The 16,809-nt window shown below is 50.1% G+C and carries 31 protein-coding genes; 30 read left to right on the forward strand and 1 reads right to left on the reverse strand.

The window, feature by feature from the left end; genetic code table 11:
* Positions 1–50: 50 nt before the first annotated feature.
* On the reverse strand, positions 51–848 hold the full coding sequence (gspC, locus tag HV237_RS01850; protein ID WP_047358914.1) for a type II secretion system protein GspC: 798 nt from the start codon (positions 846–848) through the stop codon (positions 51–53).
* A gap of 166 nt (positions 849–1,014) precedes the next feature.
* Between gspC and HV237_RS01855 the strand changes: the two genes are divergently transcribed.
* The 30 genes from HV237_RS01855 to rplQ all read left to right on the forward strand — a co-directional run bounded on the left by HV237_RS01855 (position 1,015) and on the right by rplQ (position 16,768).
* Complete coding sequence (locus HV237_RS01855; protein ID WP_047358915.1) at positions 1,015–2,529, forward strand: peptidoglycan-binding protein; 1,515 nt, start codon at positions 1,015–1,017, stop codon at positions 2,527–2,529.
* Complete coding sequence (locus tag HV237_RS01860) at positions 2,529–2,912, forward strand: hypothetical protein (RefSeq protein WP_047358916.1); 384 nt, start codon at positions 2,529–2,531, stop codon at positions 2,910–2,912. The genes HV237_RS01855 and HV237_RS01860 overlap by 1 nt, the downstream gene beginning before the upstream one ends.
* A gap of 206 nt (positions 2,913–3,118) precedes the next feature.
* Positions 3,119–3,430 carry a 30S ribosomal protein S10 gene (gene rpsJ, locus HV237_RS01865; RefSeq protein ID WP_001181005.1) on the forward strand — a complete coding sequence of 104 codons (312 nt, stop codon included), beginning with the start codon at positions 3,119–3,121 and terminating at the stop codon, positions 3,428–3,430.
* A 32-nt stretch (positions 3,431–3,462) separates the two neighbouring features.
* The gene (gene rplC / locus HV237_RS01870) at positions 3,463–4,092 is read left to right on the forward strand and encodes a 50S ribosomal protein L3 (RefSeq protein WP_003031117.1); all 630 of its coding nucleotides are present in this window, start codon (positions 3,463–3,465) and stop codon (positions 4,090–4,092) included.
* Positions 4,093–4,102: 10 nt separating this feature from the next.
* Positions 4,103–4,708, forward strand: coding sequence for a 50S ribosomal protein L4 (gene rplD / locus HV237_RS01875; RefSeq protein ID WP_003031119.1), 606 nt, complete (start codon positions 4,103–4,105; stop codon positions 4,706–4,708).
* Positions 4,705–5,007, forward strand: a complete 303-nt coding sequence (rplW, locus tag HV237_RS01880) for a 50S ribosomal protein L23 (protein ID WP_000617546.1) — start codon at positions 4,705–4,707, stop codon at positions 5,005–5,007. The genes rplD and rplW overlap by 4 nt, the downstream gene beginning before the upstream one ends.
* 17 nt (positions 5,008–5,024) lie before the next feature.
* Entirely contained in the window at positions 5,025–5,846 is an 822-nt protein-coding gene (gene rplB / locus HV237_RS01885; protein WP_016154746.1) for a 50S ribosomal protein L2, read from the forward strand.
* Between the two features lie 16 nt (positions 5,847–5,862).
* Positions 5,863–6,141, forward strand: a complete 279-nt coding sequence (rpsS, locus tag HV237_RS01890) for a 30S ribosomal protein S19 (protein WP_001138115.1) — start codon at positions 5,863–5,865, stop codon at positions 6,139–6,141.
* A 14-nt stretch (positions 6,142–6,155) separates the two neighbouring features.
* Complete coding sequence (rplV, locus tag HV237_RS01895) at positions 6,156–6,488, forward strand: 50S ribosomal protein L22 (protein WP_000448832.1); 333 nt, start codon at positions 6,156–6,158, stop codon at positions 6,486–6,488.
* Positions 6,489–6,505: 17 nt separating this feature from the next.
* Positions 6,506–7,207: a 30S ribosomal protein S3 gene (gene rpsC, locus HV237_RS01900; RefSeq protein WP_000529945.1), complete on the forward strand. Its 702-nt coding sequence runs from the start codon at positions 6,506–6,508 to the stop codon at positions 7,205–7,207.
* A 12-nt stretch (positions 7,208–7,219) separates the two neighbouring features.
* A complete protein-coding gene (rplP, locus tag HV237_RS01905) occupies positions 7,220–7,630 on the forward strand; it encodes a 50S ribosomal protein L16 (RefSeq protein ID WP_000941212.1) in 411 nt (136 codons plus the stop codon).
* Positions 7,630–7,821 (forward strand): 50S ribosomal protein L29, encoded by a 192-nt coding sequence (gene rpmC, locus HV237_RS01910; RefSeq protein WP_000644742.1) that lies wholly within the window; start codon positions 7,630–7,632, stop codon positions 7,819–7,821. Before rplP ends, rpmC begins: the two co-directional genes overlap by 1 nt.
* Positions 7,821–8,075 carry a 30S ribosomal protein S17 gene (gene rpsQ, locus HV237_RS01915; RefSeq protein WP_003031120.1) on the forward strand — a complete coding sequence of 85 codons (255 nt, stop codon included), beginning with the start codon at positions 7,821–7,823 and terminating at the stop codon, positions 8,073–8,075. The genes rpmC and rpsQ overlap by 1 nt, the downstream gene beginning before the upstream one ends.
* A gap of 163 nt (positions 8,076–8,238) precedes the next feature.
* Entirely contained in the window at positions 8,239–8,610 is a 372-nt protein-coding gene (rplN, locus tag HV237_RS01920; RefSeq protein ID WP_000613954.1) for a 50S ribosomal protein L14, read from the forward strand.
* Between the two features lie 10 nt (positions 8,611–8,620).
* Complete coding sequence (gene rplX, locus HV237_RS01925) at positions 8,621–8,935, forward strand: 50S ribosomal protein L24 (protein WP_003031122.1); 315 nt, start codon at positions 8,621–8,623, stop codon at positions 8,933–8,935.
* A 14-nt stretch (positions 8,936–8,949) separates the two neighbouring features.
* Positions 8,950–9,489: a 50S ribosomal protein L5 gene (gene rplE, locus HV237_RS01930; protein ID WP_003031123.1), complete on the forward strand. Its 540-nt coding sequence runs from the start codon at positions 8,950–8,952 to the stop codon at positions 9,487–9,489.
* Between the two features lie 14 nt (positions 9,490–9,503).
* Positions 9,504–9,809, forward strand: coding sequence for a 30S ribosomal protein S14 (gene rpsN / locus HV237_RS01935; RefSeq protein WP_003031125.1), 306 nt, complete (start codon positions 9,504–9,506; stop codon positions 9,807–9,809).
* Between the two features lie 30 nt (positions 9,810–9,839).
* Positions 9,840–10,232, forward strand: coding sequence for a 30S ribosomal protein S8 (gene rpsH / locus HV237_RS01940; RefSeq protein ID WP_003031127.1), 393 nt, complete (start codon positions 9,840–9,842; stop codon positions 10,230–10,232).
* Between the two features lie 12 nt (positions 10,233–10,244).
* Positions 10,245–10,778 (forward strand): 50S ribosomal protein L6, encoded by a 534-nt coding sequence (gene rplF / locus HV237_RS01945; RefSeq protein ID WP_003031129.1) that lies wholly within the window; start codon positions 10,245–10,247, stop codon positions 10,776–10,778.
* A gap of 9 nt (positions 10,779–10,787) precedes the next feature.
* Positions 10,788–11,141, forward strand: a complete 354-nt coding sequence (gene rplR, locus HV237_RS01950; protein WP_000358960.1) for a 50S ribosomal protein L18 — start codon at positions 10,788–10,790, stop codon at positions 11,139–11,141.
* Between the two features lie 14 nt (positions 11,142–11,155).
* A complete protein-coding gene (rpsE, locus tag HV237_RS01955; RefSeq protein WP_003031131.1) occupies positions 11,156–11,659 on the forward strand; it encodes a 30S ribosomal protein S5 in 504 nt (167 codons plus the stop codon).
* Positions 11,660–11,662: 3 nt separating this feature from the next.
* A complete protein-coding gene (rpmD, locus tag HV237_RS01960; protein WP_001140434.1) occupies positions 11,663–11,842 on the forward strand; it encodes a 50S ribosomal protein L30 in 180 nt (59 codons plus the stop codon).
* Between the two features lie 3 nt (positions 11,843–11,845).
* A complete protein-coding gene (gene rplO, locus HV237_RS01965; protein ID WP_003031132.1) occupies positions 11,846–12,280 on the forward strand; it encodes a 50S ribosomal protein L15 in 435 nt (144 codons plus the stop codon).
* A 7-nt stretch (positions 12,281–12,287) separates the two neighbouring features.
* Positions 12,288–13,619: a preprotein translocase subunit SecY gene (secY, locus tag HV237_RS01970; protein ID WP_001118864.1), complete on the forward strand. Its 1,332-nt coding sequence runs from the start codon at positions 12,288–12,290 to the stop codon at positions 13,617–13,619.
* Between the two features lie 30 nt (positions 13,620–13,649).
* Positions 13,650–13,766, forward strand: a complete 117-nt coding sequence (gene rpmJ / locus HV237_RS01975; protein ID WP_000868187.1) for a 50S ribosomal protein L36 — start codon at positions 13,650–13,652, stop codon at positions 13,764–13,766.
* Positions 13,767–13,912: 146 nt separating this feature from the next.
* The gene (rpsM, locus tag HV237_RS01980) at positions 13,913–14,269 is read left to right on the forward strand and encodes a 30S ribosomal protein S13 (protein ID WP_003031135.1); all 357 of its coding nucleotides are present in this window, start codon (positions 13,913–13,915) and stop codon (positions 14,267–14,269) included.
* 16 nt (positions 14,270–14,285) lie between these two features.
* The gene (gene rpsK, locus HV237_RS01985; protein ID WP_003031137.1) at positions 14,286–14,675 is read left to right on the forward strand and encodes a 30S ribosomal protein S11; all 390 of its coding nucleotides are present in this window, start codon (positions 14,286–14,288) and stop codon (positions 14,673–14,675) included.
* A 33-nt stretch (positions 14,676–14,708) separates the two neighbouring features.
* Entirely contained in the window at positions 14,709–15,329 is a 621-nt protein-coding gene (rpsD, locus tag HV237_RS01990) for a 30S ribosomal protein S4 (RefSeq protein WP_003031138.1), read from the forward strand.
* A gap of 25 nt (positions 15,330–15,354) precedes the next feature.
* Positions 15,355–16,344 carry a DNA-directed RNA polymerase subunit alpha gene (gene rpoA, locus HV237_RS01995; protein WP_003031139.1) on the forward strand — a complete coding sequence of 330 codons (990 nt, stop codon included), beginning with the start codon at positions 15,355–15,357 and terminating at the stop codon, positions 16,342–16,344.
* Between the two features lie 40 nt (positions 16,345–16,384).
* Positions 16,385–16,768: a 50S ribosomal protein L17 gene (gene rplQ / locus HV237_RS02000; RefSeq protein WP_001216370.1), complete on the forward strand. Its 384-nt coding sequence runs from the start codon at positions 16,385–16,387 to the stop codon at positions 16,766–16,768.
* Positions 16,769–16,809: the final 41 nt, after the last annotated feature.

The raw sequence follows: 16,809 nt of genomic DNA on the forward strand, positions 1-16,809 counted from the left end.
CCATGCAGCCGTTTTTTTTATTCCTTTGCGCAATTTTGTCGTCCTTAAGGTTAATCATTCTCAGTAACAGATACATTCACCAACGCTTCCTGACCGTTTCGTATTACGGTGAACTGGGCAGAGTTTAAGGTAACAAATTCCTGTAGTGCCGCTTTTGCTGACGCTTCCAGAGTTAGCGGATGGTTGTTCATTTTGATCGCAATATCGTCTGGCCTGAGTCCGGTTGCTATAAAACGTTTAATCGGACCACGGGCGTTTAATCTGACGCCCTGTAGCGCTTCCTGCTGATAGATAAAGTTGGTAATAATGATGTCGCTGAGGGAATGTGGCGCGCTGTCATGTGGCAGCGATGGTGCCGGCACCCTGGAGGATATATCAGGCTCATCAATAAAAACGATGTGTTGCCGGGTGCCATTGTTATCAATCGTCACGCTATTATTATCAATATCCGTAATTTTTACGTCAGGGAGATCGTCAAGCTTATCTCCGGTACTGTAAAATCTTGCTTTCTCATTAATGGTGATAATAGCCTGTGAACGTGTTTTTAGCGTGCTCGCAATAATGCCATTTAGCTGGAGATTGAGCATTGAATTTTTAATTGAAACATCTTCTTTATTATCAGTCGCGTTTTCCCTACTGTTTTTCGGTAAATTCATTGGCAGCCTGAGGGCAACGGACGTTATTGAGTGACTGGTTTTGTTTTTCGTATTGGTAGAATCAATAAATAATCTATAGGCATATAACGAATGAATAATAAAAATGGCACCGACAAAAAACATAACGCAGTACAGCACATCGTTACGCTTTCTCTTAAATATAAAGGTAAATTGCTTTGCGATAACATCCATTGTTAATAGCATGCCTGTTCTTTTCGGGAGAAGCATGATATAGGCTTACTTTCAGGTTTTCAATTTAATCGTCGGAACATGTCGTTTAATTCAAATATAAAAAATTGATGATATTTACCTGACATATAATGAGTTAAATGCCCGCATCAATTACTGGAACTTATCGATGACTGAACGCGAATTACCGTATGCAATTTACTCTTTTTCGCAACATACCCTTATCAAGAATATCTTTATTCATGAGCTGGGCGCTGGCGATGTGGGCGTATTATGCGGCAAACCGGGGTGTGGTAAATCGACGCTTATTTATCAGTTAGGTAAGAATTTTCCCGGCAGGGTAGTGGTGTTTACCGCCACCGGTTTCTCTGGTTTCTGTCAATTGACACACACGGCGTGTACGCACGGAAAACTCCAGCCAGACTGGCGAGATGTGAGAATTAGCCGTTTCTGGTCAACGCTGATGCCTGCCCTTAGTCCGGCAACGCAACCAATAATAATTGTCATTGATAATGCTGACGCACTCGCCAGACATCTTCCGGCATTTGTCGATAATTTCCGTCATCTGGCGGCTTCATTTGCCGCTGGCGCCAGCTTGCTACTGGTGGGGGGCGAAGCGATCAGGCGTAACCGACGACTTAAACGGCGTGTTACGTTATCGGCGATCATCGCTGCGCCGACGGACGATGAATATCTTGATTTTATGCATCAACAGCAACTGTGTGAGGCGGATGGCGAGCCTGTGCGCATGCGTCATGAATTTGTGCGCAAAGCGGTTCGGGCAGTGCAGGGAAACCTGGCGTTGCTGAGGCGCATCGCCCGGGCGGCGAGAAAAATGGCAACGGACAGGCAAGCGGATGTGTTAACCGCTCAACAGGAAAAATTGTTGCTGGAAACATTTACTCTACGCTCTTGCGTATTGCGCAAGGGAATATTGCCCGGACTTTACGCTGCGCTGGCTTTGACGTTCGGCTGGCTGGCGGTCGATGTTTTTCCCCTTCAACTTCCTGTGCCCGCCGGGTTAACGGTGGCGATGACGCAAAAAAAGGAAAACCTGCCGGATATTGGCGACGCACGGGGAGGATTACGCGATGCCATGCAGCAATTATTCAGCGTCTGGGGATTCGACACAGCGCATGACGAGGCATGGTGTGACCAGGCCGATCGCGCTGAGTTGGTGTGCGAAAGCGGCAAGGAACGTTTAGATAACCTCATCAGGCGCGGGTTGCCGTGGATCGCGCATTTGAATATCGATAAACAACCGGTCTACGGTGTTGTGATGCGTGTATCAGGAAACGAGCTGGATCTTATCATTGATAATAAAACCTGGATCGTCAGTCAGGAGTGGCTGGCGAAGCACTGGCAGGGAAATTATACCCTGATGCTCAATTTAACGCCTGACAGGAAAATGCAGATCGGTGAAAAGAGTCCGGCGGAAACTATCATCTGGTTTGATACGATGCTGAGCCGCGCGCTGGGCGTTCCCGGCGATAAATCAGGCTCATGGACGCCATGGTTAATCGAAAAGGTCAAAGCATTCCAGCAGCGGGAGAATTTGCCTGTGGATGGTAAGCCGGGAAAAGAGACGCTGATAAGGCTACGTCAGAGTCTTGGAGACGCGCCGGTATTAATCAATGAGGCGGCACCTGTGCTAACACATGTGTCATCTAAGGAGCGTGTGTGATGATGCACATCTATCAACCCATTGATGCGAAAACAGTGTTGAGTTGCCGCTGGCGGCAGGCGCTGCGTTCCTGTTGCTGGCTGTTGTGGGTCAGCCTGATGCTAATGTGCGGCTACTACGGACATTATGTCTGGTTGGTGCGCCATCCGACAACCGCCACGCAGGGAGTGCCCGATTCTCAGGCGTATCGACTCTCGGATGTGCATTACATTTTTAAGCGGAAGCCTCTGCCGATACGCATCGATTTACCCACCCAGAACGAAGAGGGTGACAGTATGTTGGAAGAGATACCCTATGATGAAGCGTCCGGGCAGGAAGCGCCGGATGGCGAAGTATTGCGCTCACGTGTGCAACAAGCGCTGAGAGAAATCGATGGCAAATAGCCATAATCACTTGCATCCGTACTGGCTATACGTATAATACGCCAGCCTGTCAAATCTGACGGGTAGTTCGATATGAACTGTGACGGTTTACCGTCAACAACGCTCCCAATCAGGGGGCTACGTAAGAACGGTTACACTCTCCCATCAATCGTAATGGGTTTGAGGAGTAACTATTTCGTCTATAAAATAATTGGAGCTCTGGTCTCATGCAGAACCAAAGAATCCGTATCCGTTTGAAAGCGTTTGATCATCGTCTGATCGATCAATCAACCGCGGAAATCGTCGAGACTGCCAAGCGCACTGGTGCGCAGGTTCGTGGTCCGATCCCGCTGCCGACCCGCAAAGAGCGTTTCACCGTTCTGATCTCCCCGCACGTCAACAAAGACGCGCGTGATCAGTACGAGATCCGTACTCACAAGCGTCTGGTTGACATCGTTGAGCCAACTGAAAAAACCGTTGATGCTCTGATGCGTCTGGACCTGGCTGCCGGTGTAGACGTGCAGATCAGCCTGGGTTAATCAGGTCATCGAGCGATTGAGAGGTTGATACAATGATTGGTTTAGTCGGTAAAAAAGTGGGTATGACCCGCATCTTCACTGAAGATGGCGTATCTATCCCAGTAACCGTTATCGAAGTTGAAGCAAACCGCGTTACTCAGGTTAAAGATCTGGCTAACGATGGCTATCGCGCTGTTCAGGTTACCACCGGTGCTAAAAAAGCTAACCGCGTAACTAAGCCGGAAGCTGGCCACTTTGCTAAAGCTGGCGTAGAAGCTGGCCGCGGCCTGTGGGAGTTCCGCCTGGCAGATGGTGAAGAATACACCGTTGGTCAGAACATTAGCGTTGAACTGTTTGCTGACGTTAAAAAAGTTGACGTAACCGGTACCTCTAAAGGTAAAGGTTTCGCTGGTACCGTTAAGCGCTGGAACTTCCGTACCCAGGACGCTACTCACGGTAACTCCTTGTCCCACCGCGTTCCGGGTTCTATCGGTCAGAACCAGACTCCGGGCAAAGTGTTCAAAGGCAAGAAAATGGCAGGTCAGCTGGGCAACGAACGTGTAACCGTTCAGAGCCTGGACGTAGTACGTGTTGACGCTGAGCGCAACCTGCTGCTGGTTAAAGGTGGTGTTCCGGGTGCGACCGGTTGCGACCTGATCGTTAAACCAGCTGTGAAGGCGTAAGGGGATAGCAATGGAATTAGTATTGAAAGACGCGCAGAGCGCGCTGACTGTTTCCGAAACTACCTTCGGTCGTGATTTCAACGAAGCGCTGGTTCACCAGGTTGTTGTTGCTTATGCAGCTGGTGCTCGTCAGGGTACTCGTGCTCAGAAGACTCGTGCTGAAGTAACTGGTTCAGGCAAAAAGCCGTGGCGCCAGAAAGGTACCGGCCGTGCGCGTTCAGGTTCTATCAAGAGCCCGATCTGGCGTTCAGGTGGCGTGACCTTCGCTGCTCGTCCACAGGACCACAGTCAAAAAGTTAACAAAAAGATGTACCGCGGCGCGCTGAAAAGCATTCTGTCCGAACTGGTACGTCAGGATCGTCTGATCGTTGTCGAATCATTCTCTGTAGAAGCGCCTAAAACTAAGCTGCTGGCACAGAAACTGAAAGACATGGCTCTGGAAGATGTGCTGATCATCACCGGTGAGCTGGACGAAAACCTGTTCCTGGCTGCGCGCAACCTGCACAAGGTTGACGTACGCGATGCAACTGGTATCGACCCGGTTAGCCTGATCGCCTTCGACAAAGTCGTAATGACTGCTGATGCTGTTAAGCAAGTTGAGGAGATGCTGGCATGATTCGTGAAGAACGTCTGCTGAAAGTGCTGCGCGCACCGCACGTTTCTGAAAAAGCGTCTACTGCGATGGAAAAAACTAACACCATCGTTCTCAAAGTTGCTAAAGACGCGACCAAAGCAGAAATCAAAGCTGCTGTGCAGAAACTGTTTGAAGTCGAAGTCGAAGTCGTTAACACCCTGGTAGTTAAAGGGAAAGTTAAACGTCACGGACAGCGTATCGGTCGTCGTAGCGACTGGAAAAAAGCTTACGTCACCCTGAAGGAAGGCCAGAATCTGGACTTCGTCGGCGGCGCTGAGTAAGTCGGAGGAGTAATACAATGGCAGTTGTTAAATGTAAACCGACATCTCCGGGTCGTCGCCACGTTGTTAAAGTGGTCAACCCAGAGCTGCACAAGGGCAAACCTTTTGCTCCGCTGGTTGAAAAAAACAGCAAATCCGGTGGTCGTAACAACAATGGCCGCATCACCACTCGTCACATCGGTGGTGGTCACAAGCAGGCTTATCGTATTGTTGACTTCAAACGCAACAAAGACGGTATCCCGGCAGTTGTTGAACGTCTTGAGTACGATCCGAACCGCTCCGCGAACATCGCGCTGGTTCTGTACAAAGACGGTGAACGCCGTTACATCCTGGCCCCTAAAGGCCTGAAAGCTGGCGACCAGGTTCAATCTGGCGTTGATGCTGCAATCAAAGCAGGTAACACCCTGCCGATGCGCAATATCCCGGTTGGTTCTACCGTTCATAACGTAGAAATGAAACCAGGTAAAGGCGGTCAGCTGGCACGTTCCGCTGGTACTTACGTTCAGATCGTTGCTCGTGATGGTGCTTATGTCACCCTGCGTCTGCGTTCTGGTGAAATGCGTAAAGTCGAAGCAGACTGCCGTGCAACTCTGGGCGAAGTTGGCAATGCTGAGCATATGCTGCGCGTTCTGGGTAAAGCAGGTGCTGCACGCTGGCGTGGTGTTCGTCCTACCGTTCGCGGTACTGCGATGAACCCAGTCGACCACCCACATGGTGGTGGTGAAGGTCGTAACTTTGGTAAGCACCCGGTAACTCCGTGGGGCGTTCAGACCAAAGGTAAGAAGACCCGCAGCAACAAGCGTACTGATAAATTCATCGTACGTCGCCGTAGCAAATAATTTTAGAGGATAAGCCATGCCACGTTCTCTCAAGAAAGGTCCTTTTATTGACCTGCACTTGCTGAAGAAGGTAGAGAAAGCGGTGGAAAGCGGAGACAAGAAGCCCCTGCGCACTTGGTCCCGTCGTTCAACGATCTTTCCTAACATGATCGGTTTGACCATCGCTGTCCATAATGGTCGTCAGCACGTTCCGGTATTTGTTTCCGACGAAATGGTCGGTCACAAACTGGGTGAATTCGCACCGACTCGTACTTATCGCGGCCATGCTGCTGATAAAAAAGCGAAGAAGAAATAAGGTAGGAGGAAGAGATGGAAACTTTAGCTCAACATCGCCATGCTCGTTCTTCTGCTCAGAAGGTTCGCCTTGTTGCAGACCTGATTCGCGGTAAGAAAGTGTCGCAGGCTCTGGATATTCTGACCTACACCAATAAGAAAGCGGCTGTACTGGTCAAGAAAGTCCTGGAATCTGCCATTGCTAACGCTGAACACAACGATGGCGCTGACATTGACGATCTGAAAGTTACGAAAATTTTCGTAGACGAAGGCCCGAGCATGAAGCGCATTATGCCGCGTGCAAAAGGTCGTGCAGATCGCATCCTGAAGCGCACCAGCCACATTACTGTGGTTGTGTCCGATCGCTGAGACTCTGGAGACTAGCAATGGGTCAGAAAGTACATCCTAATGGTATTCGCCTGGGTATTGTAAAACCATGGAACTCAACCTGGTTTGCGAACACCAAAGAATTCGCTGACAACCTGGACAGCGATTTTAAAGTACGTCAGTACCTGACTAAGGAACTGGCTAAAGCGTCTGTATCTCGTATCGTTATCGAGCGTCCGGCTAAGAGCATCCGTGTGACCATTCACACCGCTCGCCCGGGTATCGTTATCGGTAAGAAAGGTGAAGACGTAGAAAAACTGCGCAAAGTCGTAGCGGATATTGCTGGCGTTCCTGCTCAGATCAATATCGCCGAAGTGCGTAAACCTGAACTGGATGCAAAATTGGTTGCTGACAGCATCACTTCTCAGCTGGAACGTCGTGTTATGTTCCGTCGTGCTATGAAGCGTGCTGTACAGAACGCAATGCGTCTGGGCGCTAAAGGTATTAAAGTTGAAGTTAGCGGCCGTCTGGGCGGCGCGGAAATCGCACGTACCGAATGGTACCGCGAAGGTCGCGTACCTCTGCACACACTGCGTGCTGACATCGACTACAACACCTCTGAAGCGCACACCACTTACGGTGTAATCGGCGTTAAAGTGTGGATCTTCAAAGGCGAGATCCTGGGTGGTATGGCTGCTGTTGAACAACCGGAAAAACCGGCTGCGCAACCTAAAAAGCAGCAGCGTAAAGGCCGTAAATAAGGAGCGTCGCTGATGTTACAACCAAAGCGTACAAAATTCCGTAAAATGCACAAAGGCCGTAACCGCGGTCTGGCGCAGGGTACGGATGTTAGCTTCGGCAGCTTCGGTCTGAAAGCTGTTGGCCGTGGTCGTCTGACTGCCCGTCAGATCGAAGCAGCACGTCGTGCTATGACCCGTGCAGTTAAGCGTCAAGGTAAGATCTGGATCCGTGTATTCCCGGACAAACCGATCACTGAAAAGCCGCTGGCAGTGCGTATGGGTAAAGGTAAAGGTAACGTGGAGTATTGGGTTGCCTTGATTCAGCCGGGTAAAGTCCTGTATGAAATGGACGGCGTACCGGAAGAGCTGGCCCGTGAAGCATTCAAGCTGGCAGCAGCGAAACTGCCGATTAAAACCACCTTTGTAACTAAGACGGTGATGTAATGAAAGCAAAAGAGCTGCGTGAGAAGAGTGTTGAAGAGCTGAACACCGAGCTGCTGAATCTGCTGCGTGAGCAGTTCAACCTGCGTATGCAGGCTGCAAGTGGCCAGCTGCAACAGTCTCACCTGTTGAAGCAAGTGCGTCGTGATGTCGCACGCGTTAAGACTTTACTGACTGAGAAGGCGGGTGCGTAATGACCGATAAAATCCGTACTCTGCAAGGTCGCGTTGTTAGCGATAAAATGGAGAAATCCATCGTTGTTGCTATCGAACGTTTTGTGAAACACCCGATCTACGGTAAATTCATTAAGCGTACGACCAAACTGCACGTACATGACGAGAACAACGAATGCGGTACTGGTGACGTGGTTGAAATCCGCGAATGCCGTCCGCTGTCCAAGACTAAGTCTTGGACGCTGGTTCGCGTTGTAGAGAAAGCCGTTCTGTAATACAGTAGGCATTCTCAACGAATAAACGGCTCAGCGATGAGCCGTTTATTTTTTCTACCCATATCGTTGAAGCGGTGTTATAATGCCGCGCCCCCGATATGGGGCTTTTTTAACGACCTGATTTTCGGGTCTCAGTAGTAGTTGACATTAGCGGAGCACTAAAATGATCCAAGAACAGACTATGCTGAACGTCGCCGACAACTCCGGTGCACGTCGCGTAATGTGTATCAAGGTTCTGGGTGGCTCGCACCGTCGCTACGCAGGCGTCGGCGATATCATCAAGATCACCATCAAGGAAGCAATTCCGCGTGGTAAGGTCAAAAAAGGTGATGTGCTGAAGGCGGTAGTGGTGCGCACCAAGAAGGGTGTTCGTCGCCCGGACGGTTCTGTCATTCGCTTCGATGGTAATGCATGCGTTATTTTAAACAATAATAGCGAGCAACCTATCGGTACGCGTATTTTTGGGCCGGTAACTCGTGAACTTCGTAACGAGAAGTTCATGAAAATTATCTCTCTGGCACCAGAAGTACTCTAAGGAGCGAATCATGGCAGCGAAGATCCGTCGTGATGACGAAGTTATCGTGTTAACCGGTAAAGATAAAGGTAAACGCGGTAAAGTTAAGAATGTCCTGTCTTCCGGCAAGGTCATTGTTGAAGGTATCAACCTGGTTAAGAAACATCAGAAGCCGGTTCCGGCCCTGAACCAACCAGGCGGCATTGTAGAGAAAGAAGCAGCTATTCAGATCTCTAACCTTGCTATCTTCAACGCGGCAACCGGCAAGGCTGACCGTGTAGGCTTTAGATTCGAAGACGGCAAAAAAGTCCGTTTCTTTAAATCTAACAGCGAAACTATCAAGTAATTTGGAGTAGTACGATGGCGAAACTGCATGATTACTACAAAGACGAAGTAGTCGCTAAACTCATGACTGAGTTTAACTACAATTCTGTCATGCAAGTCCCTCGGGTCGAGAAGATCACCCTGAACATGGGTGTTGGTGAAGCGATCGCTGACAAGAAACTGCTGGATAACGCAGCAGCTGACCTGACAGCAATCTCCGGTCAAAAACCGCTGATCACCAAAGCACGCAAATCAGTTGCAGGCTTCAAAATCCGTCAGGGCTATCCGATCGGCTGTAAAGTAACTCTGCGTGGCGAACGCATGTGGGAGTTCTTTGAGCGCCTGATCACTATTGCTGTTCCACGTATCCGTGACTTCCGTGGCTTGTCCGCTAAGTCTTTCGACGGTCGTGGTAACTACAGCATGGGTGTCCGTGAGCAGATCATCTTCCCAGAAATCGACTACGATAAAGTCGACCGCGTGCGTGGTTTGGATATTACCATTACCACTACTGCGAAATCTGATGAAGAAGGCCGTGCTCTGCTGGCTGCCTTTGACTTCCCGTTCCGCAAGTAAGGTAGGGTTACTGAATGGCTAAGCAATCAATGAAAGCACGCGAAGTAAAGCGCGTAGCTTTAGCTGATAAGTACTTCGCAAAACGCGCTGAACTGAAAGCTATTATCTCTGATGTGAACGCGACCGACGAAGATCGTTGGAACGCAGTTCTCAAGCTGCAGTCTCTGCCGCGTGATTCCAGCCCGTCCCGTCAGCGTAACCGCTGCCGTCAAACAGGTCGTCCGCATGGCTATGTGGGCAAGTTCGGGTTGAGCCGTATCAAACTGCGTGAAGCCGCTATGCGCGGTGAAGTACCAGGCTTGAAAAAGGCTAGCTGGTAATTACCAATTGAATCACGGGAGTAAAGACAGATGAGCATGCAAGATCCGATCGCGGATATGCTGACCCGTATCCGTAACGGTCAGGCCGCGAATAAAGCTGCGGTCACCATGCCTTCCTCCAAGCTGAAAGTGGCAATTGCCAACGTGCTGAAGGAAGAAGGTTTTATTGAAGATTTTAAAGTTGAAGGCGACACCAAGCCGGAACTGGAACTTACTCTTAAGTATTTCCAGGGTAAAGCTGTTGTAGAAAGCATTCAGCGTGTCAGTCGCCCAGGTCTGCGCATTTATAAGCGTAAAGACGAGCTGCCGAAAGTTATGGCTGGCATGGGTATCGCAGTTGTTTCTACCTCTAAAGGTGTTATGACTGATCGTGCAGCGCGCCAGGCTGGTCTTGGTGGCGAAATTATCTGCTACGTAGCCTAATCGGAGGAAAAAATGTCTCGTGTTGCTAAAGCACCGGTCGTTATTCCTGCCGGCGTTGATGTAAAAATCAACGGTCAGGTTATTACGATCAAAGGTAAAAACGGCGAGCTGACTCGTACTCTCAACGATGCTGTTGCAGTAAATCATGCAGATAATGCACTGACCTTCGGTCCGCGTGATGGTTACGCAGATGGATGGGCTCAGGCTGGTACCGCGCGTGCCCTGCTGAATGCAATGGTTGTCGGTGTTACCGAAGGCTTCACTAAGAAGCTACAGCTGGTTGGTGTAGGTTATCGTGCAGCGGTTAAAGGGAATGTAGTAAACCTGGCTTTAGGTTTCTCTCACCCTGTTGACCATCAGCTGCCTGCGGGTATTACTGCAGAATGTCCGTCTCAGACTGAAATCGTGCTGAAAGGCGCTGATAAACAGCTGATCGGTCAGGTTGCAGCAGATCTGCGCGCCTACCGTCGTCCTGAGCCTTATAAAGGCAAGGGTGTTCGTTACGCCGACGAAGTCGTGCGTACCAAAGAGGCTAAGAAGAAGTAAGGTAACACTATGGATAAGAAATCTGCTCGTATCCGTCGTGCGACCCGCGCACGCCGCAAGCTCCAGGAGCTGGGCGCAACTCGCCTGGTGGTACATCGTACCCCGCGTCATATTTACGCACAGGTAATTGCACCGAACGGTTCTGAAGTTCTGGTAGCTGCTTCTACTGTAGAAAAAGCTATCGCTGAACAATTGAAGTACACCGGTAACAAAGACGCTGCTGCAGCTGTAGGTAAAGCTGTTGCTGAACGCGCTCTGGAAAAAGGCATCAAAGATGTTTCTTTTGACCGTTCCGGGTTCCAATATCATGGTCGTGTCCAGGCACTGGCAGATGCTGCCCGTGAAGCTGGCCTTCAGTTCTAAGGTAGAGGTGTAAGATGGCTCACATCGAAAAACAAGCTGGCGAACTGCAGGAAAAGCTGATCGCGGTTAACCGCGTATCTAAAACCGTTAAAGGTGGTCGTATTTTCTCCTTCACAGCTCTGACTGTAGTTGGTGATGGTAACGGTCGCGTTGGTTTTGGTTACGGTAAAGCGCGTGAAGTTCCAGCAGCGATCCAGAAAGCGATGGAAAAAGCCCGTCGCAATATGATTAACGTCGCGCTGAACCACGGCACCCTGCAGCACCCGGTTAAGGGTACTCACACGGGTTCTCGTGTATTCATGCAGCCGGCTTCCGAAGGTACCGGTATCATCGCCGGTGGTGCAATGCGCGCCGTTCTGGAAGTCGCTGGAGTTCGTAACGTTCTGGCTAAAGCGTATGGTTCTACTAACCCGATTAACGTGGTTCGTGCAACTATCGATGGCCTGGAAAATATGAAATCTCCGGAAATGGTCGCTGCCAAGCGTGGTAAATCCGTTGAAGAAATTCTGGGGAAATAAACCATGGCAAAGACTATTAAAATTACTCAAACCCGCAGTGCAATCGGTCGTCTGCCGAAACATAAGGCAACGCTGCTTGGCCTGGGTCTGCGTCGTATTGGTCACACCGTAGAGCGCGAGGATACTCCTGCTGTTCGTGGTATGGTCAACGCGGTTTCCTTCATGGTTAAAGTTGAGGAGTAAGAGATGCGTTTAAATACTCTGTCTCCGGCCGAAGGCTCTAAAAAAGCGGCTCGCCGCCTGGGTCGTGGTATCGGTTCTGGCCTCGGTAAAACCGGTGGTCGTGGTCACAAAGGTCAGAAGTCTCGTTCTGGCGGTGGCGTACGTCGCGGTTTCGAGGGTGGTCAGATGCCTCTGTACCGTCGTCTGCCGAAATTCGGCTTCACTTCACGTAAAGCAGCGATTACAGCCGAAGTTCGTCTGTCTGATCTGGCTAAAGTTGAAGGCGGTGTTGTAGACCTGAACACGCTGAAAGCAGCTAACATTATCGGTATCCAGATCGAGTTCGCGAAAGTGATTCTGGCTGGTGAAGTCACTACTCCGGTAACTGTTCGTGGCCTGCGTGTTACTAAAGGCGCTCGTGCTGCTATCGAAGCTGCTGGCGGTAAAATCGAGGAATAAGTAGCAGATGGCTAAACAACCGGGATTAGATTTTCAAAGTGCCAAAGGTGGCTTAGGCGAGCTGAAACGCAGACTGCTGTTTGTAATCGGCGCGCTGATTGTGTTCCGTATTGGCTCTTTCATTCCGATCCCTGGTATTGATGCCGCTGTACTTGCCAAACTGCTTGAGCAACAGCGAGGCACCATCATTGAAATGTTTAACATGTTCTCTGGTGGTGCTCTCAGCCGTGCTTCTATCTTTGCTCTGGGGATCATGCCGTATATTTCGGCGTCGATTATTATCCAGCTGCTGACGGTGGTTCATCCAACGCTGGCAGAAATTAAGAAAGAAGGGGAGTCTGGTCGTCGTAAGATCAGCCAGTACACCCGCTACGGTACTCTGGTGCTGGCAATATTCCAGTCGATCGGTATTGCTACCGGTCTGCCGAATATGCCTGGTATGCAGGGCCTGGTAATGAATCCAGGCTTTGCATTCTATTTCACCGCTGTTGTAAGTCTGGTTACAGGGACGATGTTCCTGATGTGGTTGGGCGAACAGATTACTGAACGTGGTATCGGCAACGGTATCTCAATCATTATCTTCGCCGGTATTGTCGCGGGACTCCCGCCAGCCATTGCCCATACTATCGAGCAAGCGCGTCAAGGCGACCTGCACTTCCTCGTGTTGCTGTTGGTTGCAGTATTAGTATTTGCAGTGACGTTCTTTGTTGTATTTGTTGAGCGTGGTCAACGCCGCATTGTGGTAAACTACGCGAAACGTCAGCAAGGTCGTCGTGTCTATGCTGCACAGAGCACACATTTACCGCTGAAAGTGAATATGGCGGGGGTAATCCCGGCAATCTTCGCTTCCAGTATTATTCTGTTCCCAGCGACCATCGCGTCATGGTTCGGGGGCGGGACTGGTTGGAACTGGCTGACAACAATTTCGCTGTATTTGCAGCCTGGGCAACCGCTTTATGTGTTACTCTATGCGTCTGCAATCATATTCTTCTGTTTCTTCTACACGGCGTTGGTTTTCAACCCGCGTGAAACAGCAGATAACCTGAAGAAGTCCGGTGCATTTGTACCAGGAATTCGTCCGGGAGAGCAAACGGCGAAGTATATCGATAAAGTAATGACCCGCCTGACTCTGGTTGGTGCGCTCTACATTACCTTTATCTGCCTGATCCCGGAGTTCATGCGTGATGCAATGAAAGTACCGTTCTACTTCGGTGGGACCTCACTGCTTATCGTTGTTGTCGTGATTATGGACTTTATGGCTCAAGTGCAAACTCTGATGATGTCAAGTCAGTACGAGTCTGCATTGAAGAAGGCGAATCTGAAAGGCTACGGCCGTTAACAGTCGCCCGAGAAGTTACGGAGAGTAAAAATGAAAGTTCGTGCTTCCGTCAAGAAATTATGCCGTAACTGCAAAATCGTTAAGCGTGATGGTGTCATCCGTGTGATTTGCAGTGCCGAGCCGAAGCATAAACAGCGCCAAGGCTGATTTATTCGCATATTTTTCTTGCAAAGTTGGGTTGAGCTGGCTAGATTAGCCAGCCAATCTTTTGTATGTCTGTGCGTTTCCATTTGAGTATCCTGAAAACGGGCTTTTCAGCATGGTGCGTACATATTAAATAGTAGGAGTGCATAGTGGCCCGTATAGCAGGCATTAACATTCCTGATCAGAAACATGCTGTGATCGCATTAACTTCGATCTACGGCGTCGGCAAGACCCGTTCTAAAGCCATTCTGGCTGCCGCGGGTATCGCTGAAGATGTTAAGATCAGTGAGCTGTCTGAAGAACAAATCGACACGCTGCGTGACGAAGTTGCCAAATTTGTCGTTGAAGGTGATCTGCGCCGTGAAGTTAGCATGAGCATCAAGCGCCTTATGGACCTTGGTTGCTATCGCGGTTTGCGTCATCGTCGTGGTCTCCCGGTTCGCGGTCAGCGTACCAAGACCAACGCACGTACCCGTAAGGGTCCGCGCAAACCGATCAAGAAATAATCGGGGTGATTGAATAATGGCAAAGGCACCAATTCGTGCACGTAAACGTGTAAGAAAACAAGTCTCTGACGGCGTGGCTCATATCCATGCTTCTTTTAACAACACCATCGTTACCATTACTGATCGTCAGGGTAACGCACTGGGTTGGGCAACAGCCGGTGGTTCCGGTTTCCGTGGTTCTCGCAAATCCACTCCGTTTGCAGCTCAGGTTGCAGCAGAGCGTTGCGCTGAAGCCGTAAAAGAATACGGTATCAAGAATCTGGAAGTTATGGTCAAAGGACCGGGTCCAGGTCGCGAATCTACTGTTCGTGCTCTGAACGCCGCTGGTTTCCGCATCACTAATATTACTGATGTGACTCCGATCCCTCATAACGGTTGTCGTCCGCCGAAAAAACGTCGCGTATAACGCTGTCGTTTCTAGGATTGTTGGAGAAAGAAAATGGCAAGATATTTGGGTCCTAAGCTCAAGCTGAGCCGTCGTGAGGGCACTGACTTATTCCTTAAGTCTGGCGTTCGCGCGATCGATACCAAGTGTAAAATTGAACAAGCTCCTGGCCAGCACGGTGCGCGTAAACCGCGTCTGTCTGACTATGGTGTGCAGTTGCGTGAAAAGCAAAAAGTTCGCCGTATCTACGGTGTGCTGGAGCGTCAGTTCCGTAACTACTACAAAGAAGCAGCACGTCTGAAAGGCAACACCGGTGAAAACCTGTTGGGTCTGCTGGAAGGTCGTCTGGACAACGTTGTATACCGTATGGGCTTCGGTGCCACTCGTGCAGAAGCACGTCAGCTGGTCAGCCATAAAGCAATTATGGTAAACGGTCGTGTTGTTAACATCGCTTCTTATCAGGTTAGTCCGAATGACGTTGTTAGCATTCGTGAGAAAGCGAAGAAGCAGTCTCGCGTGAAAGCCGCTCTGGAGCTGGCTGAGCAGCGTGAAAAGCCAACCTGGCTGGAAGTTGATGCTGGCAAGATGGAAGGTACGTTCAAGCGTAAGCCGGAGCGTTCTGATCTGTCTGCGGACATTAACGAACACCTGATCGTCGAGCTTTACTCCAAGTAAAGCTTAGTACCAAAGAGAGGACACAATGCAGGGTTCTGTGACAGAGTTTCTAAAACCGCGCCTGGTAGATATCGAGCAAGTGAGTTCGACGCACGCCAAGGTGACCCTTGAGCCTTTAGAGCGTGGCTTTGGCCATACTTTGGGTAACGCACTGCGCCGTATTCTGCTCTCATCGATGCCGGGTTGCGCGGTGACCGAGGTTGAGATTGATGGTGTACTACATGAGTACAGCACCAAAGAAGGCGTTCAGGAAGATATCCTGGAAATCCTGCTCAACCTGAAAGGGCTGGCGGTGAGAGTTCAGGGTAAAGATGACGTTATTCTTACCTTGAATAAATCTGGCATTGGCCCTGTGACTGCAGCCGACATTACCCATGATGGTGATGTCGAAATCGTCAAGCCACAGCACGTGATCTGCCACCTGACCGATGAGAATGCATCTATTAGCATGCGTATCAAAGTTCAGCGCGGTCGTGGTTATGTGCCGGCTTCTACCCGAATTCATTCGGAAGAAGATGAGCGCCCAATCGGCCGTCTGCTGGTCGACGCATGCTACAGCCCTGTAGAGCGTATTGCCTACAATGTTGAAGCAGCGCGTGTAGAACAGCGTACCGACCTGGACAAGCTGGTCATCGAAATGGAAACCAACGGCACAATCGATCCTGAAGAGGCGATTCGTCGTGCGGCAACCATTCTGGCTGAACAACTTGAAGCTTTCGTTGACTTACGTGATGTACGTCAGCCGGAAGTTAAAGAAGAGAAACCAGAATTCGATCCGATCCTGCTGCGCCCTGTTGACGATCTGGAATTGACTGTCCGCTCTGCTAACTGCCTCAAAGCAGAAGCTATCCACTATATCGGTGATCTGGTACAGCGTACTGAGGTTGAGCTTCTTAAGACGCCTAACCTTGGTAAAAAATCTCTTACTGAGATTAAAGACGTGCTGGCTTCCCGTGGACTGTCTCTGGGCATGCGCCTGGAAAACTGGCCACCGGCAAGCATCGCTGACGAGTAACCGGATCACAGGTTAAGGTTTTACTGAGAAGGATAAGGTCATGCGCCATCGTAAGAGTGGTCGTCAACTGAACCGCAACAGCAGCCATCGCCAGGCTATGTTCCGCAATATGGCAGGTTCACTGGTTCGTCATGAAATCATCAAGACGACTCTGCCGAAAGCGAAAGAGCTGCGTCGCGTAGTTGAGCCGCTGATTACTCTTGCCAAGACTGATAGCGTAGCTAATCGTCGTCTGGCATTCGCCCGTACTCGTGATAACGAGATCGTGGCAAAACTGTTTAACGAACTGGGCCCGCGTTTCGCGAGCCGCGCCGGTGGTTACACTCGCATTCTGAAGTGTGGCTTCCGTGCAGGCGACAACGCGCCGATGGCATACATCGAGCTGGTTGATCGTTCAGAGAAAACAGAAGCTGCTGCAGAGTAATCTGTAGTAACGTAAAAAAACCCGCCTCGGCGGGTTTTTTT

This window comes from Citrobacter sp. RHBSTW-00570 (genome assembly GCF_013739755.1).
GTDB classification, from domain to species: domain Bacteria; phylum Pseudomonadota; class Gammaproteobacteria; order Enterobacterales; family Enterobacteriaceae; genus Citrobacter; species Citrobacter braakii.

Bases quoted from the DNA above. Each gene is read 5' to 3' on its own strand.
- rpoA (WP_003031139.1), top strand. From the start codon at position 15,355: ATGCAGGGTTCTGTGACAGAGTTTCTAAAACCGCGCCTGGTAGATATC.
- rplC (WP_003031117.1), top strand. From the start codon at position 3,463: ATGATTGGTTTAGTCGGTAAAAAAGTGGGTATGACCCGCATCTTCACT.
- rpmC (WP_000644742.1), top strand. From the start codon at position 7,630: ATGAAAGCAAAAGAGCTGCGTGAGAAGAGTGTTGAAGAGCTGAACACC.
- rplD (WP_003031119.1), top strand. From the start codon at position 4,103: ATGGAATTAGTATTGAAAGACGCGCAGAGCGCGCTGACTGTTTCCGAA.
- rpsD (WP_003031138.1), top strand. From the start codon at position 14,709: ATGGCAAGATATTTGGGTCCTAAGCTCAAGCTGAGCCGTCGTGAGGGC.
- rplX (WP_003031122.1), top strand. From the start codon at position 8,621: ATGGCAGCGAAGATCCGTCGTGATGACGAAGTTATCGTGTTAACCGGT.
- rpmJ (WP_000868187.1), top strand. From the start codon at position 13,650: ATGAAAGTTCGTGCTTCCGTCAAGAAATTATGCCGTAACTGCAAAATC.
- rplQ (WP_001216370.1), top strand. From the start codon at position 16,385: ATGCGCCATCGTAAGAGTGGTCGTCAACTGAACCGCAACAGCAGCCAT.
- rpsE (WP_003031131.1), top strand. From the start codon at position 11,156: ATGGCTCACATCGAAAAACAAGCTGGCGAACTGCAGGAAAAGCTGATC.
- rpsJ (WP_001181005.1), top strand. From the start codon at position 3,119: ATGCAGAACCAAAGAATCCGTATCCGTTTGAAAGCGTTTGATCATCGT.
- rpsN (WP_003031125.1), top strand. From the start codon at position 9,504: ATGGCTAAGCAATCAATGAAAGCACGCGAAGTAAAGCGCGTAGCTTTA.
- rpsQ (WP_003031120.1), top strand. From the start codon at position 7,821: ATGACCGATAAAATCCGTACTCTGCAAGGTCGCGTTGTTAGCGATAAA.
- HV237_RS01855 (WP_047358915.1), top strand. From the start codon at position 1,015: ATGACTGAACGCGAATTACCGTATGCAATTTACTCTTTTTCGCAACAT.
- rpsS (WP_001138115.1), top strand. From the start codon at position 5,863: ATGCCACGTTCTCTCAAGAAAGGTCCTTTTATTGACCTGCACTTGCTG.
- rpsK (WP_003031137.1), top strand. From the start codon at position 14,286: ATGGCAAAGGCACCAATTCGTGCACGTAAACGTGTAAGAAAACAAGTC.
- rpmD (WP_001140434.1), top strand. From the start codon at position 11,663: ATGGCAAAGACTATTAAAATTACTCAAACCCGCAGTGCAATCGGTCGT.
- rplF (WP_003031129.1), top strand. From the start codon at position 10,245: ATGTCTCGTGTTGCTAAAGCACCGGTCGTTATTCCTGCCGGCGTTGAT.
- rplO (WP_003031132.1), top strand. From the start codon at position 11,846: ATGCGTTTAAATACTCTGTCTCCGGCCGAAGGCTCTAAAAAAGCGGCT.
- gspC (WP_047358914.1), bottom strand. From the start codon at position 848: ATGGATGTTATCGCAAAGCAATTTACCTTTATATTTAAGAGAAAGCGT.
- rplW (WP_000617546.1), top strand. From the start codon at position 4,705: ATGATTCGTGAAGAACGTCTGCTGAAAGTGCTGCGCGCACCGCACGTT.
- rplP (WP_000941212.1), top strand. From the start codon at position 7,220: ATGTTACAACCAAAGCGTACAAAATTCCGTAAAATGCACAAAGGCCGT.
- rplB (WP_016154746.1), top strand. From the start codon at position 5,025: ATGGCAGTTGTTAAATGTAAACCGACATCTCCGGGTCGTCGCCACGTT.
- rpsH (WP_003031127.1), top strand. From the start codon at position 9,840: ATGAGCATGCAAGATCCGATCGCGGATATGCTGACCCGTATCCGTAAC.
- rpsC (WP_000529945.1), top strand. From the start codon at position 6,506: ATGGGTCAGAAAGTACATCCTAATGGTATTCGCCTGGGTATTGTAAAA.
- rplV (WP_000448832.1), top strand. From the start codon at position 6,156: ATGGAAACTTTAGCTCAACATCGCCATGCTCGTTCTTCTGCTCAGAAG.
- rplR (WP_000358960.1), top strand. From the start codon at position 10,788: ATGGATAAGAAATCTGCTCGTATCCGTCGTGCGACCCGCGCACGCCGC.
- HV237_RS01860 (WP_047358916.1), top strand. From the start codon at position 2,529: ATGATGCACATCTATCAACCCATTGATGCGAAAACAGTGTTGAGTTGC.
- secY (WP_001118864.1), top strand. From the start codon at position 12,288: ATGGCTAAACAACCGGGATTAGATTTTCAAAGTGCCAAAGGTGGCTTA.
- rplE (WP_003031123.1), top strand. From the start codon at position 8,950: ATGGCGAAACTGCATGATTACTACAAAGACGAAGTAGTCGCTAAACTC.
- rplN (WP_000613954.1), top strand. From the start codon at position 8,239: ATGATCCAAGAACAGACTATGCTGAACGTCGCCGACAACTCCGGTGCA.